Below are 15,791 nucleotides of genomic sequence, written 5' to 3' on the forward strand. Positions count from 1 at the left end.
GCCTCCGCGCCTCCATCCTCGCTAGACGCGCAGCATAACTGCGCCCGCTGCGGGCGGCCGGTCGGCCTTGCGATGCCGTTGGCATCGAGACAGTGCTGACAAGCTGATTTAGCTTGTAACCCGGTCGCTGGCCCGACCGGGATTTGGCGCCAATGTTACTGGCGGCGAGGCTCGCTTCGCTCCCCTCCCCTTGGGGAGGGGTTGGGGGTGGGGGTTCTGCGGCCGATATGGCGTGCTGCATGGCAACGCCGTACACCCCCTCCCAGTCTCCCCCTCAAGGGGGAGGAGCTGGTCATTCTATTCCGCCGCGATGGCTTCGCGTTCGCGAGCGAAGATGTCCTTCAGTTCGGCATCGCTCGCGTGGGTCAGTTTGTCGACCCACTGGTGAAACACCTGGCCGCCGCGTTCATTGCGGCCGAACAGGACCTCCTTCATCAGCCCGCTCTGCAATGCCTCGTGCTGGCGCTTGCCGGTCTTGTAGTCCTCGTCGCGCACCACGATTTCGAGGAAATCGAACTGGTCGCGTGCGGCCTTGATTGCCACTTCGTCGGTCGGTTCGTGTTCCATGACGTAGAACTGCGTGGTGTAGCTTTCGCCCACGGTGGCGCCGGGGAACAGCTGGCTGATCATCGCCCCGCGCAGGCCCCCGCCGTAGAAGCTCGCAATCGAGATATGCGGGAAGATGGTCCACACGCCCTGGACCAGCACTTCCTGCGGAATCTGGTCATCGGCCATGGTGTTGATGTCCAGCTTCTGGTCGTCGTCACCCGAGACCTTGATCGCGAACTGTGAGGGGGTCGACAGGCGCTGATGTGGGCCGAAGGCGAAGTAATTCGCACGATTGTAGAAATCCGCGCCAAAGGTGTCCTTGTGCAGCACCGGCAGGTGGTAGAAATCGAGGTACCCGTCATAGGCGGTCTTCCAGTTCGGGCCCGCCAGCGTGCGCTGGCTGAACAGGTGCCAGCCGTCGAATTCGAACGCTTTCAGCAGCTCGTCATAGCCGCACAGGTAATCGGCGATGTCGAGCGTGGAGGCGGGATCCAGCGTGGCCCAGATCAGGCCGGCATTTTCGTAGACCGGGAACCGCGTCAGGCAATGCGCGGCCTTGTCGATCACGCCGAAATCCTGCGGGCTGGCAACCCCGATCAGGTCGCCGTCATTCTTGAAGGTCCAGCCGTGATAGCCGCAGGTAAAACGGCTGGCGTTGCCCGTGCCGGCGGCAACCGGGTTGCCGCGATGGGTGCACATGTTGAGGAAAGCAGCGACCGTACCGTCCTTCTGGCGGGTCAGCAGCAGGGGCACGCCGCAGATGTCCAGCGCCTTGTAGTCGCCTGGCTTGGGCAATTCACAGGAAGGCGCCACCATCAGCGGCAGCCGCCGGAAGATCTGCTTCTTCTCCAGCTCGAACAGGTCGGGATCGGTGTAGCTCGCCGCCGGGATGCCAACCACTTCGTCTGCCAGTTCCATCGTGCCTGCCATGCCGTGGGCGACCAGCGAGCGGGTCATCGAAACCAGATTGTCCTGCGCCATTGCTTACCTCTTCCCTGATTGACGAACCGCTTGTCGGCCAGACCGGCTCAGGCGGCAATTGCCACTTTTGCGTGGGGCCTGAACGAAAGCGGGCGCGGGGGTGGATGTCCCCGCGCCCGCAGCGGCGTCCGCTTGAAGCTCCCCCTAGAAGCGGACCCTGCCTTCGATGAACACCTGCCGGCCCCGGTTCTGCGTCAACACGATGTCGTCGCCGGTCGGGATTGCGAGACCCGAGGGTGCCAGGAACGGGCGGCCGCCCGAAGTGATGACATAGATCTCGTCGGTCAGGTTGACCCCGACCAGCGAGAGCTGCCACTTGCCGTCCGGATCGCCGACCGAAACAGTCGCGTCGAGGGTGACGAAGCTGTCCTGTTCGTAGTCACTGAAGGTCGCCTCGTCGGTAATGTAGCCGCCATTGTACGATGCGTTGCCGCCCAGCCCGAACTCCAGGCTGTCACCCATCGGGATGGACCAGTCGAATGCGAAGTTACCCGACCATTCCGGCGCCTGCGAGGCGCGGCGGCCCTTCAGGTTGACCGGCCCGCCGGCACCGCCCGGCTGCAGGAAGTCGTCGGTGTATTCGGCATCGAGGTAGGCCACGCTGCCGGACAGGTTCAGGCCCTCGACCGGCGTATCCCACGCCCAGTTCAGATCGACGCCCTTGGTGGTCAGCTCGCCGGCGTTGCTGGTGATGAACTGGACAGTGGTGGCGTTGAAGTTCTGCACCTGGAGGTTGTCGAAGACGTAGTGATAGACGGTGCCATTGAGCGTGAAGGTGCGGTTGGCGAACTGGCTCTTGAAGCCGATTTCGCCGCCAATGGCCGTTTCCGAGGCATACTTGAGGCTGTTGGCAGTGGCTGCCTGCACCGCCGGGTCGCTGCTGGCGAACCCGGAGAGCGAATTTGACGGCAGCGCGCTGTTGTCGATCCCGCCCGACTTGAAGCCGGTCTTGAACGAAGCGAAGATGTTGAGATCAGGCGTTGCCTGGAACTTCAGCGTGGCTTCCGGCGACCAGTTGTTGTCGGCAAACCGGATCGGCCCGGAGAAGAAGCCGCTGTCCACGAAGGCCGGGCCTGACGCCAGGAAGGTGTGGACATAGGGGATGCTGATCGTCTGCACCTTGGTTTCGTCGGTGTAGCGCACCCCGCCCGACAGCTCGAGCCGGTCGGTCAGATCGATGCTGACGCTCCCGAACACCGAGTAGGCTTCGGTCTTGGTCAGGTGGGTCTTGTCCCAGTCATAGGTGAACCCGGTGATCGGATCCGGGGCAATCAGAGAGATGTTGACCCCCTGCTGCGAGGTGTCGAACAGGATTCGCGCCATTCATAGAAGCCGCCGACCATGAAGTTGAAGGGGCCGTCGTAGTTGCTGGACAGGCGGATTTCCTGGCTGAACTGCTTCAGTCCGTTGATCGGGTCGCTGGCACCGGCGCCCATCGGCACACCGGGCCGGTTGACCGCAGCCAGCGCCGGGAAGTTGGCCGCGATGACCGCATCGCTGACTGCTGCCGGCAGACCCGGGATGAAGGCCTTGCCCTGGCCGCCGTAGGAGTAGCTGTCGAAATCGACCGCTTCCATGTCGAGCAAGCCGGAAACCGACGACAGGGTGAAGTGGTCGCCAATATCGAGGTCCCACTTCAGCCGGGCGAAGAAGATCTCGGTTTCGCCGAACGGCACCCCGTTGCGGCCCTCTGCCTTGGACGGCCCTGGTACGCCGCTGGCAAGGGCCGGGTTGGCATCGACCTGGTAATAGCTCTGGTCGAAGCTGTTGCAGTCGTATCCGGCCGGAATGGCGATTGTGCCGCCGAACAGCACCACTTCGTCTGCACGTCCGTTGAGGCCGCAACCAATCTCGACCGTGCCGAGCGCGCCGTCGTTCTCGTGCTTGGAATACTGGATCTTGAGGTTGGCGTTGAACTCGGGCAGCGGATCCCAGTTGAGCGTGACCCGGCCGATGAAGTCGGTCAGGCCGCGCTTGCGGTTGACCGCCGGGGTGTTGGGCGCGATCTTGATGAATTCGTCGATATCGTTGAACTGGGCGGCGACGCGGATGCCGAGGGTATCGGTGACCGGGCCGGAAATGTACCCGTTGATCAGGTACCCTTTTTCCTCGAATTCATAGGACGCCTTGGCCCCGATTTCCCACTCGCGGGTCGGGTCGGCCGACTTGACCGCGAACACACCGGCAGAAGCGCTCTTGCCGAAGTAGAGCGACTGGGGCCCCTTGAGCACTTCGATCTGGGCGGTGTCGAAGAACCCGGCCTGGACCAGACGCATGGTGGAGACCTGCACCCCGTCGAAATCGAACGCGACAGCCGAGTCGAAGGCGGCCGAAATGTTGGATGAGCCCACCCCGCGCAGGGAGAGCTGGCCGCCCGAACCCGAACCGCCGACCTGCACGTTGAGGGTCGGCACGCGGCTGACGACGTCAGCGACCTGGTCGACGCCATATTTGTCGAGCGTGTCCCCGCCGATCACGGTGACGGTCACGGGGACTTCCTGGAGCGTTTCATCCTGCTTGCGGGCGCGCACGATGATCTGGTTGCCGCTGTCCTGACTGGCGTCCTCGCTGGCACCGGCGTCCTGCGCCAGGGCGGCCTGCGGTGTGGCCAGCATTGCGGCCCCCGCCACCCCGCCAAGCAAGGCCGTTCGTATCGCACCATGGCGCAGCCAGGACGGATTGCGGTCGTCGATCTTGTGCATGCTGTCTCTCCCGATTGCGGCAGGCGCTACCCCCCTGTCCGCGTTTGTCCCGTGCGGATTTCCCGCCAGATGTGCACTTCTATGAGGCGTGTCCGAACACACCATCCGCAAAAGCAATAGTGCGTGCAGCCAGCCGTGACGTTGCGTCATTCCGGCATCACCGGCCCTTTTGGCCAGGCTTACCCTGCCGCTTCCATCAGCGCGATGCGGGGTTCGTTCGGCCAGGTCCACTCTGGCCCGATCACCGGCTCGACCCGCAGTTCGGGCGGAATCCGGGCAGGCCCGATCATCCGGTCACAGGCCTGGTGAAAGGCATAGATCCGCGCTTCCTGATAACTCAGCGGTACGCTGCGGAAGGCGGCACTCTGCATCGAATGCTGGATCGCTTCGCCGAACTGGGTGTCCTCCAGGATGATCGGGCTCATCTGGCGCCCGATCGGCTGGCTTTCGTCGGGGACGGTCCACAGATCGGGCGCGGGCCCGTCTCCCCAGTCCAGTGCCATGGTCACCAGCTCGAGCCGGGTGGTGGTGAGAGAAGTCGGCCAGAACACCAGCGGCGGGATGAAGTAGTTCGACAGCGGCGAAACCCAGTTGGGGAACAGGGTATAGCTCTGGGTGCAGGTTCGCCCCAGCTCGCCGACGGTATCGATCTGCCGCCAGTGCGCCGGGCTGTCGATGGCCCGGACGTGGGCGCGATCGGTTTCGCGGGGCGCCGGGGCAAGCATCCGCGCGTGGCCATTGGGGTAGATCGTGTTCAGGTTGCGGGCGGGATCAACCAGCGGCGCGACCGTGTCGGGATGGATGAAAGGCACATGGTAGACTTCCATGTTGGCTTCCATCGCCACCTTCCAGTTGCAGTTCAGATCGAACGAATGGCGCGCGGCAAGGCGCACCCGGTCGAAGCCGAATTCCTCCCATTCGTCGGCGACCGGCCCCATCCACTGGCGCAGCGGCATGGCATCATCGTCGAAGTTGACGAAGATGACCTTGCCGAACAGCTCGCACCGCACGGGAATCAGGCTGCGGCAGGCAAGGTCGAAACCGGGCGGGAAATCCTGCCGCGAAGGCACGCCGACAAGGCTGCCATCGGTCTTGTAGGTCCAGTTGTGATAACCGCACATCAGGCGGCTGGACTTGCCGTAATCCTGCGTCACCACGGGCGCGCCGCGGTGGCGGCACGTGTTGTAGAAGGCGCGGACGACGCCATCCATGCCGTGCACGATCACGATCGGATCGCCTGCATTGTGCCAGCGCATGTAGCAGCCAGGCTCGGGGATCTCGTCCATGTGCCCGGCGAACAGCCAGGACTTGCGGAACACATGGCTCTGCTCGAGGGCGTAGTATTCGGCGCTGGTGTAGCGGGCGGCGGGCAGGTCGGGCAGGATCGGAAAGCCCTCCGGCGGTGCGGTGCGGGTTGCCTCCCATTCCATCAGCGCCTTCAGGCGTTGGATTTCGGCTTGATCCATGCGGAGTCTCCTTCCCGCCTGGGAAGCTAGCTGTCCCGCCAGTGCGCGCGACTGGCATTTTGGCGTGTGCATCATCGCTTTCGACAGTGGTCTGATGGTGGGTGCCGCCTAGTCTCCCGGCCAGAAAATACGCTTCAGGAGAGGGCGATGGCAGGCAGGGTTGAAGGCAAGGTGGCGCTCGTTACCGGCGGGGCGATGGGGCTGGGCAAGGCCGATTGCGAAATGCTGGCGGCACAAGGCGCGCGGGTGATCGTGACCGACCGCGAGGTCGAGCAGGCGCACAAGGTGGCTGACGCAATCGGCGGCGATGCCATGGCGCTCGACGTAACCGACGAGGCACAGTGGCAGCACGTGATGGCGGCGGTGCAGGAGCGGCACGGGGGGCTTGATATCCTGGTCAACAATGCCGGCAACGTGATCTTCGAAAGCGTGGAAGAGTGTTCCACCGCCAACTTCCGCCTCCATCTCGACATTCACGTGATGGGCACCTTCTTTGGCTGCAAGTACGGCATCCCCCTGATGAAGAACCGGGCCGAAACGCACGGCGGCGGGGGCTCCTCGATCATCAACATGGCCTCGACCGCCTCGCTTATGGGCTATGGCAACATCGTCGCCTATACCGCTGCCAAGGGCGCAATCCGCTCGATGACCAAGTCGATCGCGATGCATTGCCAGGACAACGGCTACGGCATCCGCTGCAATGCGCTGGCACCGGGCGGGATCGAAACCCCGATGGTGCGCGACATTTCCGGGCGTGCGGGGCAGGATCTGATGGCGGTGCCGGATGGCCCGCTCGACGCCAATGCCCTTGGTTCGCCGAAGGATGTGGCTTACGCCGTGCTGTTCCTCGCCAGTGACGAGGCACGCTTCCTCAACGGGCTGGAAATCCCGGTGGACAACGGCCTCTATGCCCGCCCCCACCACTGACGGGCCGATAACCGCGGCGGCCCCGGCGAAACCGGCCGATCAGCCGGGGCCGTACCGCTGGTACGTGCTTGGACTGCTCACGCTCACCAGCACGTTCAGCGTGGCCGACCGGTTGGTGTTCGGCATCCTGGTGGAGGACATCAAGGCCGAGTTCCAGCTGAGCGACTTCCAGCTCGGCCTGCTGGGCGGGGCGGCCTTTTCGCTGGTCTATGTGCTGGCCGGCTTCCCTGCCGCCCGGCTGGCTGACCGGTCGGTGCGCAAGAACATTGTCGCGGCCGCGATCAGTTTCTGGAGCGTGATGACGGCCATGTGCGGCCTCGCGACGGGCTTCTGGACACTGTTCCTCGCGCGGACCGGGGTGGGTGTGGGCGAGGGCTGTTCTGGGCCGTCGTCGCAAAGCCTGGTGGCCGATTTCTTCGCCCGACACGAACTGGCCAAGGCGATGGGCTTCCTCACCATCGGCGCCAGCATGGGTACCGCCGGCGGACTCGTGATCGGCGGGCAGCTGGCCGAAATCTTCAACTGGCGCTGGGCCTTCGTGCTGATGGGCCTGCCCGGCGTGCTGCTGGGTGCGGTGCTCTATTTCACCGTGCGCGAGCCGGTGCGCGGGCGCTATGCCCCGGTCGGTTCGGACATGGCCCAGCAGCCGCTCTGGGCGACCACCCGCAGCCTGCTCGGTAACCGGGTCTTCATGGGGCTGGCGGTTGGCTGGGCCGTGCAAATCATGATCGGCTACGCGCTCGCGTTCTGGATGGCGGCGGTCATGCTGCGCCAGTTTACGATCTCGACCGGTGATGTCGGGCTCTTTCTCGGGCTGGCCTTCTTTCTGGGCGGAATTCCTGGGCCGATCCTGGGCGGATATGCAACCCACTGGCTCACCTTGCGTGACGAACGCTGGCGGGCCTGGCTGCCGGGCGTCGTCAGCCTCGCCTGCCTCGTGCCGCTGGCGCTCAGCCTGACTGCCGGCAGTTTCTGGCCATTTCTCGGCTGGTTTGCCTTTGCCTATGCTATCTATGTCGCCAGCCAGGCGGGCATCCTGTCCGGCATCCAGGCGGCTGTCGAACCATCGCAGCGCGGATTTGCCGTGGCGATCGCCCTGTTCCTCAACAACCTGGTGGGCCAGATGCTCGGGCTGGCGGTGATCGGGGCGGTGAGCGACTGGCTCACGCCTGCCCAGGGCGCGGCCTCGCTCGGCATTGCGGTGTTCGGCGTGTGTCTGGTGTCCGGCGTGCTGTCGATGGCCGTATTTGCCTGGACCGCCGCCCAGATGGGGCCGACCGGCTATCTCGCCCGGATGCGTGACGACGTGTTCGGCTGAGCGATCAGAACCCCGGATGGATCGACAGCGCGCCGCCATCCACCAGCAGTTCCGCGCCGGTCATGAACGGGCATTCGTCGCTGGCGAGGAAAGCGATGGCCGCGGCGGTTTCCGACGGCTGGGCCAGCCTGTTCATGGGTGATGTGGCCGCAACTGCCGCCTTGAAGCCGGGCATTTCCGCTTCGGTCCGGTCAAGGATGCCGGTTTCGGTGGCACCGGGGATCACGGTGTTGCACCGGATCGCATAACCCTGCCCGGCGCACCAGGTTGCGACCGATTTCGACAGGACCCGCACCCCGCCCTTGCTGGCCGAATAGGCCGCATCGGTCGGCAGCGGGGCGAGTGCGGTGGTGCTGGCCACGTTGATGATCGAGCCTTTGGCACCGCCAGGATTGACCTTCATCGCCCGGATGGCCGCGCGGCAGCCAAGCATAGTGCCGGTCAGGTTGACGGCGATCACCCGGTCCCACGCGTCGAGATCGGCATCCTCGATTGGCCCCCCGCCGACCATGCCGGCGTTGTTGACCAGGATGTCGAGCCGCCCGAAAGCCGCAACCGCCTCGGCCACCACCTCGTCCCAGCGGGCCCGGTCAGCGGCGTCCTGCACTGCGAAGCGTGCACCCGCCGAAGCGCACAGCGCCGCGCCGCCCGCCGGATCGATATCGGTGCCGAGCACCTGCGCCCCGTCCGCTGCCAGCCGACGCACGGTGGCCGCACCAATCCCGCTGGCGCAACCGGTAACCAGCGCCACCTTGCCGGACAGGTCGGGCACCTATTCGCTGTCCTGCCAGACGGCCGCGCTCGCCCGCTCATTGTGGGCGGCGACGAAGCGGGCGAGGTTGTCGGTTCCCTCGGGCAGCTTCCAGCCTACGGTAAAGCCGAAGTTGGCGAAGCAGAACACGATCAGGTCGGCAAAGGTGAAGCGACCGAGTGCGAAGTGGTTGGCGCTGCCCAGCTGCTGATCGAACCAGCGCCACTTCTCGTCGGCCATGGCTGACAGCTCTGCCCCGGCCCCGGGGCTGACCACGCTCATGCGGGGTTCGAACATCGGGCGCCCGGCGCCGGCGCGGAAGCCCATGGTCATCGGCACCACCACTTCCTGGTCGAACAGGCGGGCCCACTTGCGCACCTGCGCGCGTTCCACCGCATCCGCGCCAAACAGGTTCGGCTCCGGGTGCACTTCCTCCAGGTACTCGCAGATCGGCCAGCTCTCGGTCAGGCAGGTGCCATCGTCCAGCTCCAGGGTCGGCGTGGTGCCAAGCGGGTTCTTCGACACGTAATCGGCGTTCTGCCGGTTTTCGCCGCTGATGATATCGAAGTGGACCCGCTCCACTTGGATGCCCTTCTCGACCAGGAACATGCGCACCAGGCGGGGGTTGGGGCCGAGACTGGAATAGAGTTTCACGGGCGTTGTCTCCTGATCGTGGTTAGCCGGGAACCTAGGCTGCGGGCTATGCGCCCTCATCCTCCCAAATGCGCTAGGCAAATGCGCGGCGCAATGCTCTAGGACTGCGCGCAAAGGAGAGAAGCCCCGATGGATTTCCAGCTGACCGAGGAGCAGCGCGCGCTGCAGGACGCCGCCCGCACATTCGCCCGCAGCGAACTGCCCGACCTTGCCCGCGAGATGGAGGAGAAGGACTTCTCCGTCCCCGCCGACATGATGCGGCGTTATGGCGAGATGGGTTTCCTCGGGGTGAACCTGCCGACCGAATATGGCGGGCTTGGCCTTGGCCACCTGGAGGCGCTGCTGGTGCTCGAGGAGTTTGCGCAAGTCTCCAACGCGGTCGCCTTCCCCGTGTTCGAGGCGCTGGTCGGCCCGGTCCGGGCGATCGAGCGGTTCGGATCGGAGCAGATGAAGGCCCGGGTCATCCCTGAAGTGACCGCGGGCGAGGCGACCGTGGCGGTCTCCATGTCCGAACCCGATGCCGGGACCGCGCTGACCGACCTCAAGACCCGCGCGGTTGATGCGGGTGATCACTTCCTGCTCAACGGCAACAAGCGCTGGACCAGCGGCGCGGGCCACGCGAAATACTACGTCACCTATTGCCGCCTGTCGGATGACGAAGGGGCCAAGGGTATTGGTGCGGTACTGGTCGAGAAGGGAATGGCGGGCGTCAGCTTCGGTGCGCGTGAGGAACTGATGGGTTTCCGCGGGATCGAGACGCGCGACATCCTGCTCGACGATGTCCGGGTGCCGAAGGAGAACCTGGTCGTGCCCGCCGGCAGCTTCGGCAAGCTGATGAGCGCCTTCGGGCTGGAGCGGTGCGGCAATGCCACCCAGGCGCTGGGCGTGGCGGCGGGGGCGCTGGAGCAGGCACTTGCTTACACCCAGGAACGCAAGGCGTTCGGCAAGCCGATCGTCGATTTCCAGGCGGTCCAGATCAAGCTGGCCGAAATGGCGATGAAGGTGGAGGCAGCGCGGCTGCTCATCTGGCGCGCGGCGGCCAATGCGGCCCACCAGCCGAACCAGCTGCCCAGCGTGTTCGAATCGAGCGTGGCCAAGTGCTTTGCCAACGAGATCGTGCGCGATGTCGCTTCGTTGGGGGTGCAGGTCATGGGCGGCTACGGCTATCACAAGGCTTACGGGATGGAGCAGCGCCTGCGTGATGGCTTCGCCTGGGGTATCGCGGGCGGCACCACCGACGTGCAGAAGACCAACATTGCCGCTGCAATGATTGGCCGGCGGTTCGACCAGCGGAGGTAGTATCGGAAATCGGGCTTGCTCTGGCGCGGTGTATTGTCCATCTAAACCACATGGACGAAAACCCCGTTGAAACAGCCCCGCCGGCCGACATGACGCCTGCACCGGCCGGTACCCCGGTCGCAACTCCGCTGACCGGGCCGCTCGATGATGAGGCGCTGACCCCGCTTCATCCCGCGCACGTCAAGGTCCTGCGGCTGCAGGCTGTGCTGTTCACCCTGCCGTTCTTGATCGCCGCGCTGGTGCTGGAAAGCGCGGGGCTGGTGCCGCTTGGCGCGATCATTGTCCCGGTGGCGCTGCTGGCAACATGGATCATCATTCAGGCGCCGCTGAAGCGTTATTACGCCCGGGGGTATGCCATGGGCGAAGACCGGCTGCGGGTCGTGCGCGGCTTGCTTTTCCGGAGCGACAGCGTGGTGCCGTTCGGCCGGGTGCAGCACATCGACCTTGATCAGGGCCCGCTGGAACGGATGTATGACCTCGCCACCCTGACAGTCCACACGGCAGGCACCCATAATGCCTCGGTCCGCCTGCCGGGCCTGGCCAACAATGATGCGGTTGCCATGCGCGAAGCCATCCGCGCTCACATCCGGCGCGAGACGCTGTGAGCGCGCAAGCCGTGAACCAAGAGGCCGTTGCTGCGCCGGCAGAGCCGCGCCGCACCGCGCCGGTCGGCCTGCTGGTCAAGGCCGTGGCCGGGCTGCGGCAGTCTGTGGCCGGGATTGCTGCGCTGGTCTTCGTCATGCGCGACCAGGGTTCGATCTTCTGGATTGCGCTCGGCGTGGTGCTGCTGGTGGCCGCGATCAACGTCATCGTTGCGGGCTTGCAGTGGCACCGGCTGACGTTCCATGTCGGAGCGGAGGATATCCGGCTGGAAAGCGGCGTGCTGGCCCGCGCGGCACGCTCGGTTCCCTACGAACGGATCCAGGATGTCAGCCTGGAGCAGGGGCCGCTGGCGCGGATTTTCGGGCTGGTCGAAGTCCGCTTCGAAACCGGTGCGGGCGGGGCCGATGACCTTTCGCTGACCTACCTGACCGTAGCCGAGGGGGAAGAGCTGCGCGAACTGATCCGCGCGCGGCGCGACCAGTCCCCTGTCGGGCAGGATGACCATGCAGCTGCGGCACTTGCCCCGGTGACTGCCCTGTTCGCCATGGGGCCGCGCCGGGTAGTGACGTTCGGCCTGTTCGAGTTCTCGCTGGCGGTGATCGCGGTCCTGTTCGGGGTAACCCAGCAGTTCGACTTCCTCCTGCCATTCGACATCTGGGATTTCGACCAGTGGGAGGAACGCCTGGCAGGCCAGGGGGCGTGGCTCGCCGGTCTTGGCGCGACTGCGCAGATTGTCGGCGGGATTTTCGCCGTGGCTTCTATCCTGGTACTCGGGTTCGCGACCGGAGTGGTGCGAACGACCTTGCGCGAGTGGGGTTTCCTGCTGGAACAGACCGACAAGGGATTCCGCCGCCGCCGGGGTCTGCTGACGCGCACCGATGTGGTCATGCCGGCCCACCGGGTGCAGGCCATGACCCTCGGCACGCGCCTGCTGCGCCGCCTGTTCGGCTGGCATGGCCTGTCTTTCGTCAGCCTGGCGCAGGACGCCGGCTCGGCCAACCACGTGGTGGCCCCGTTCGGACGGCTTGAGGAATTGTGGCCGGTAGCACAGGCGGCCGGGTTCACCCCGCCGCCGGAAGACGCGCGCTGGCATCGGGCCAGCACGGCCTATCGGTTCGATTCGATGCTGCTGGCAGCCCTGCTGCCGGTCATTCCCGCCGCAGTGCTGATCGGGCTGGGTGAATATCTGTGGGCGCTGCTCCCCATGGCGGTGGCCGTTGCCGGTGCCGCAGGGAACTGGATTGCCTGGTACAATACACGCCATCTGATTGACGGGCATCAGGTGCTGGCGCGCAGGGGCTGGCTGGCACCCCGGCTTGATATCGCACCGCGGGTCAAGTTGCAGTCAGCCGATTTCCGGCAAGATCCGCTTGGGCACTGGCATGGTTACGGCACACTCCACCTGGGCCTGGCAGGCGGCACGTTCGAAATTCCCGGTGTGCCGGTGGCGCGGGCGCGCGAGGTGTGCAATGCCGTGCTCGCCAGCATTGCCGAGGCCGACTTCAGCGAGCTGAACCAGGGTTAGGCGCGCAGGCCGGCCCAGTCGGGGTTGCGGCGGAATTTCGCCTCCACATAGGAGCACTGGGGTACGATCCGGAAGCCTTGCGCCCGCGCATCGGCGACCAGCGCATCGACCAGGGCGGCAGCGATCCCGCGTCCTTCCAGCTCGGCTGGCACCAGCGTGTGGTCAGCCACGCGCACGCTCTCGCCGCGCGCTTTCCAGGTCAGCCGGCCCACCTTGTTGCTTCCCGGCACGACAGCGCGGTATTCGCCGCCCGCTCCCCTGTCATGATGGGTGATTTCGAGCCCTTCGATTGCCAAGATGCGTCTCCTTCTTGCCAAGAACGTGCGGGCCGCTAGGGGCGTTCCACCATGCTGTTCCTGTCCGACAATGCCGCCGCCGTCCACCCCCGTGTCTGGGCTGCGATGCAGGCCGCCGACGCGCCAGACGCGCCCTATGACGGCGACGCGCTGAGCAGGGACCTCGACGCGCGATTTGCGGACCTGTTCGGGCGGGACTGCGCGGTGCTGTGGGTCGCCACCGGAACGGCCGCCAATTGCCTTGCGCTTGCCACCATGTGCCCGCCTCACGGCGGGGTGGTGTGCCACCGCGAAGCGCACATCGAGGTCGACGAGGGCGGCGCGCCGGGGTTCTACCTCCACGGGGCCAAGCTGATGCTGGCCGAGGGGAGCGGTGCGAAGCTGACCCCCGACGCCATCCGCGCCGTGGTCGATCCGATCCGCGATGACGTGCACCAGGTGCAGCCGCACGCGATCTCGGTGACACAGGCGAGCGAATATGGCCGCGCCTACCGCCCTGCCGAACTCGCCGCGATCGGCGCGCTCGCGGCAGAGCGAAAGCTGGGCTTCCATGTCGATGGAGCGCGGTTTGCCAACGCGGTCGCCTTTCTGGGCTGCTCCCCGGCGGAAGCAGTCGGCCCGGCGGACGCGCTCAGCTTCGGCTGCGTCAAGAACGGCGGGATGAGTGCCGAGGCGATCGTGTTCTTCGATCCTGCGCTGGCAGACGTGGCCCGCTATCGCCGCAAGCGCGCCGGTCACCTGCAATCGAAGGGCCGGTACCTCGCGGCGCAGCTAATCGCGATGCTGGACGGCGATCTGTGGCTGGAGAATGCGCGGGCCGCCAATGCCGCTGCCGCCGCCATCGGAATGGCCTGCGGCGAGCGGTTGCTCCATCCGGTCGAGGCCAACGAGGTATTTGTGCGCCTGACCGCGGCCGAGCGTGATGTGCTGCGGGCGCAAGGTTTCGGCTTCTACGACTGGGGCACCGATGCTGCCCGGTTCGTAGCTGCCTGGAACACCCGCGAGGATCACGCGAGCGCGCTCGCACAGGCCATCAGCAGCCTGTGACCAACGCTCCCCCGCACGCGCTGCTGCGCCCGCGCATCGCGCTGCCGTTCATTCTGGTTGCGCTGATCTGGGGTAGCACCTGGTATGTCATCACCGGGCAGATTGCCGAAGTCCCGGCCAGCTGGTCGATCGCCTACCGCTTTGCGATGGCCACCCCGGCAATGTTCGCGGTCGCGCTCGTCATGCGCCAGCCGCTCGGGCTGGGCCGGGCGGGGCACCTGCTGGCGGTGCTGATCGGCCTGACCCAGTTCTGCGGCAACTTCAATTTCGTCTATCGGGCGGAAATGCACCTGACCTCGGGCATTGTTGCGGTCATGTTCGGAATGCTGATGGTGCCCAATGCCCTGCTCGGCCGCTGGTGGCTGGGGCAGCAGGTCACCCCGCGCTTCCTGCTCGGCAGCCTGGTGGCCATCGCCGGGATTGCCCTGCTGCTGGTGCACGAGGCGCAGACCGTGCGGCTCGACGGCAACGTGTTGTTGGGCGTGGTGCTGGCTGTAGGCGGCATCCTCTCTGCCTCGATTGCCAACGTGGTGCAGGCCAACCCGACCGGCCGGAGCCTGCCGATGGTCAGCCTGCTGGCCTGGTCAATGCTCTACGGCACGATCATCGACGTCGTGCTGGCCTGGACGACTGCCGGCCCGCCGGTGTTCCCCACCTCGGCCGCCTTCTGGGCCGGCACGGCCTGGCTGGCGCTGGCCGGATCGGTCGTCACCTTCCCGCTGTACTACACCATCGTGCGCGAAATCGGGCCGGGGCGTGCGGCCTACAACGGCGTGCTGGTGATCGTGGTGGCGATGCTGATCTCGACCTTTGTCGAGGGCTATGAATGGTCCCTGCTGGCGGCAGCGGGGGCGGTGCTGGGCATGGCGGGCATGATCCTGGCCCTGCGCGCCCGTCAGGCCTGAAGCAGGCTGGCCAGCCCTTCGCGATAGGTGGGATAGCGCGGCTGCCAGCCAAGCACCCGCTTGGCCTTGCCATTCGCCACCCGGCGGTTCTCGGCATAGAAGCCCAGCGCCATGGGAGAGAGGTTCGCTTGTTCCAGCGTCTGGAGCGGCGGCGGCGCGCGGCCGAGCAGGCGGCAGGCCTGCTCGATCACCGCATTCTGGCTGCACGGCAGGTCATCGGCCAGGTTGTAGGCACCCGGCGGCCCGTCGAGCCCGGCCAGCACGCCGGAAACGATATCATCGACATAGACCCGGCTGAACACCTGCCCCGGCAGGTCGATCCGCTGGGCACGCCCCTCGCTGACCCGGTCGAGCGCGCTCCGGCCCGGGCCGTAGATCCCGGGCAGGCGGAACACCCGCGCGCCCAGCGCCATCCAGCGCGCGTCCGCCTCGCTCCGGGCGGAGCGGCGCCCGGTGCCGGTCGGCGCGCTCTCGTCGACCCAGGCGCCCTGCGCGTCGCCATAGACGCCGGTCGACGACAGGTAGCCGAGCCATCCGTGCGTCAGGCTTGCGCCATAGCGATCCAGCACCGGATCGCTGTCTCCCACTGGCGGGACCGAGGACAGGACGTGGCTCGCCCGGCCCAGCGCAGCCCGCACCGCCGCCTCGTCCTCGAAGGCGATTCCGCCCGCCCGTCCGGTGGCCTCGACCGTCCACCCGCGCGCCACAAGCGCGTTTCTCACGCGCGAAGCAGTGTAGCCGAGGCCGAAGATAAGCAGGTGCGGCAAG

The 15,791-nt window shown here is 66.1% G+C and carries 15 protein-coding genes; 7 read left to right on the top strand and 8 right to left on the bottom strand.

Annotated elements, in window-relative coordinates:
* Positions 1-297 precede the first annotated feature (297 nt).
* The 4 genes from U4960_RS02620 to U4960_RS02635 all read right to left on the bottom strand — a co-directional run bounded on the left by U4960_RS02620 (position 298) and on the right by U4960_RS02635 (position 5,698).
* Complete coding sequence (locus U4960_RS02620) at positions 298-1,530, bottom strand: aromatic ring-hydroxylating oxygenase subunit alpha (protein ID WP_324262060.1); 1,233 nt, start codon at positions 1,528-1,530, stop codon at positions 298-300.
* Positions 1,531-1,674: 144 nt separating this feature from the next.
* Positions 1,675-2,853 (bottom strand): TonB-dependent receptor, encoded by a 1,179-nt coding sequence (locus U4960_RS02625; RefSeq protein WP_324262061.1) that lies wholly within the window; start codon positions 2,851-2,853, stop codon positions 1,675-1,677.
* On the bottom strand, positions 2,802-4,232 hold the full coding sequence (locus U4960_RS02630; protein ID WP_324262062.1) for a TonB-dependent receptor plug domain-containing protein: 1,431 nt from the start codon (positions 4,230-4,232) through the stop codon (positions 2,802-2,804). Before U4960_RS02630 ends, U4960_RS02625 begins: the two co-directional genes overlap by 52 nt.
* Before the next feature lie 179 nt (positions 4,233-4,411).
* Complete coding sequence (locus U4960_RS02635) at positions 4,412-5,698, bottom strand: aromatic ring-hydroxylating oxygenase subunit alpha (RefSeq protein WP_324262063.1); 1,287 nt, start codon at positions 5,696-5,698, stop codon at positions 4,412-4,414.
* A gap of 147 nt (positions 5,699-5,845) precedes the next feature.
* Here U4960_RS02635 and U4960_RS02640 point away from each other — a divergent pair, with 147 nt between their 5' ends.
* Together U4960_RS02640 and U4960_RS02645 are read left to right on the top strand one after the other, a co-directional pair.
* On the top strand, positions 5,846-6,625 hold the full coding sequence (locus U4960_RS02640) for an SDR family oxidoreductase (protein WP_324262064.1): 780 nt from the start codon (positions 5,846-5,848) through the stop codon (positions 6,623-6,625).
* Complete coding sequence (locus U4960_RS02645) at positions 6,606-7,943, top strand: spinster family MFS transporter (protein ID WP_324262065.1); 1,338 nt, start codon at positions 6,606-6,608, stop codon at positions 7,941-7,943. Before U4960_RS02640 ends, U4960_RS02645 begins: the two co-directional genes overlap by 20 nt.
* Before the next feature lie 4 nt (positions 7,944-7,947).
* Here the strand turns inward: U4960_RS02645 and U4960_RS02650 are convergent, their stop codons facing one another.
* Positions 7,948-8,715: an SDR family NAD(P)-dependent oxidoreductase gene (locus U4960_RS02650; RefSeq protein WP_324262066.1), complete on the bottom strand. Its 768-nt coding sequence runs from the start codon at positions 8,713-8,715 to the stop codon at positions 7,948-7,950.
* Positions 8,716-9,348 carry a glutathione S-transferase family protein gene (locus tag U4960_RS02655; RefSeq protein ID WP_324262067.1) on the bottom strand — a complete coding sequence of 211 codons (633 nt, stop codon included), beginning with the start codon at positions 9,346-9,348 and terminating at the stop codon, positions 8,716-8,718.
* A gap of 129 nt (positions 9,349-9,477) precedes the next feature.
* Between U4960_RS02655 and U4960_RS02660 the strand changes: the two genes are divergently transcribed.
* Genes U4960_RS02660 through U4960_RS02670 form a run of 3 tightly spaced genes read left to right on the top strand, consistent with a single transcriptional unit; the run spans position 9,478 to position 12,775 of the window.
* A complete protein-coding gene (locus tag U4960_RS02660) occupies positions 9,478-10,647 on the top strand; it encodes an acyl-CoA dehydrogenase family protein (protein WP_324262068.1) in 1,170 nt (389 codons plus the stop codon).
* A 50-nt stretch (positions 10,648-10,697) separates the two neighbouring features.
* Positions 10,698-11,252 carry a PH domain-containing protein gene (locus U4960_RS02665; protein WP_324262069.1) on the top strand — a complete coding sequence of 185 codons (555 nt, stop codon included), beginning with the start codon at positions 10,698-10,700 and terminating at the stop codon, positions 11,250-11,252.
* 11 nt (positions 11,253-11,263) lie between these two features.
* The gene (locus U4960_RS02670) at positions 11,264-12,775 is read left to right on the top strand and encodes a PH domain-containing protein (RefSeq protein ID WP_324262070.1); all 1,512 of its coding nucleotides are present in this window, start codon (positions 11,264-11,266) and stop codon (positions 12,773-12,775) included.
* Here the strand turns inward: U4960_RS02670 and U4960_RS02675 are convergent.
* On the bottom strand, positions 12,772-13,071 hold the full coding sequence (locus U4960_RS02675) for a GNAT family N-acetyltransferase (protein WP_324262071.1): 300 nt from the start codon (positions 13,069-13,071) through the stop codon (positions 12,772-12,774). The two genes, U4960_RS02670 and U4960_RS02675, sit on opposite strands and share 4 nt — an antisense overlap.
* A 51-nt stretch (positions 13,072-13,122) precedes the next feature.
* On the opposite strand from U4960_RS02675, the gene U4960_RS02680 reads away from it, so the two are divergent.
* Positions 13,123-14,118, top strand: a complete 996-nt coding sequence (locus U4960_RS02680) for a threonine aldolase family protein (protein WP_324262072.1) — start codon at positions 13,123-13,125, stop codon at positions 14,116-14,118.
* Positions 14,115-15,023, top strand: coding sequence for a DMT family transporter (locus tag U4960_RS02685; RefSeq protein ID WP_324262073.1), 909 nt, complete (start codon positions 14,115-14,117; stop codon positions 15,021-15,023). The genes U4960_RS02680 and U4960_RS02685 overlap by 4 nt, the downstream gene beginning before the upstream one ends.
* On the opposite strand, the gene U4960_RS02690 is transcribed toward U4960_RS02685, so the two are convergent.
* Complete coding sequence (locus U4960_RS02690; protein WP_324262074.1) at positions 15,014-15,790, bottom strand: SDR family NAD(P)-dependent oxidoreductase; 777 nt, start codon at positions 15,788-15,790, stop codon at positions 15,014-15,016. The two genes, U4960_RS02685 and U4960_RS02690, sit on opposite strands and share 10 nt — an antisense overlap.
* Between the last annotated feature and the right edge of the window lies 1 nt (position 15,791).

The organism is Altererythrobacter sp. H2 (assembly GCF_035319885.1).
In the GTDB taxonomy this organism is placed as follows: domain Bacteria; phylum Pseudomonadota; class Alphaproteobacteria; order Sphingomonadales; family Sphingomonadaceae; genus 34-65-8.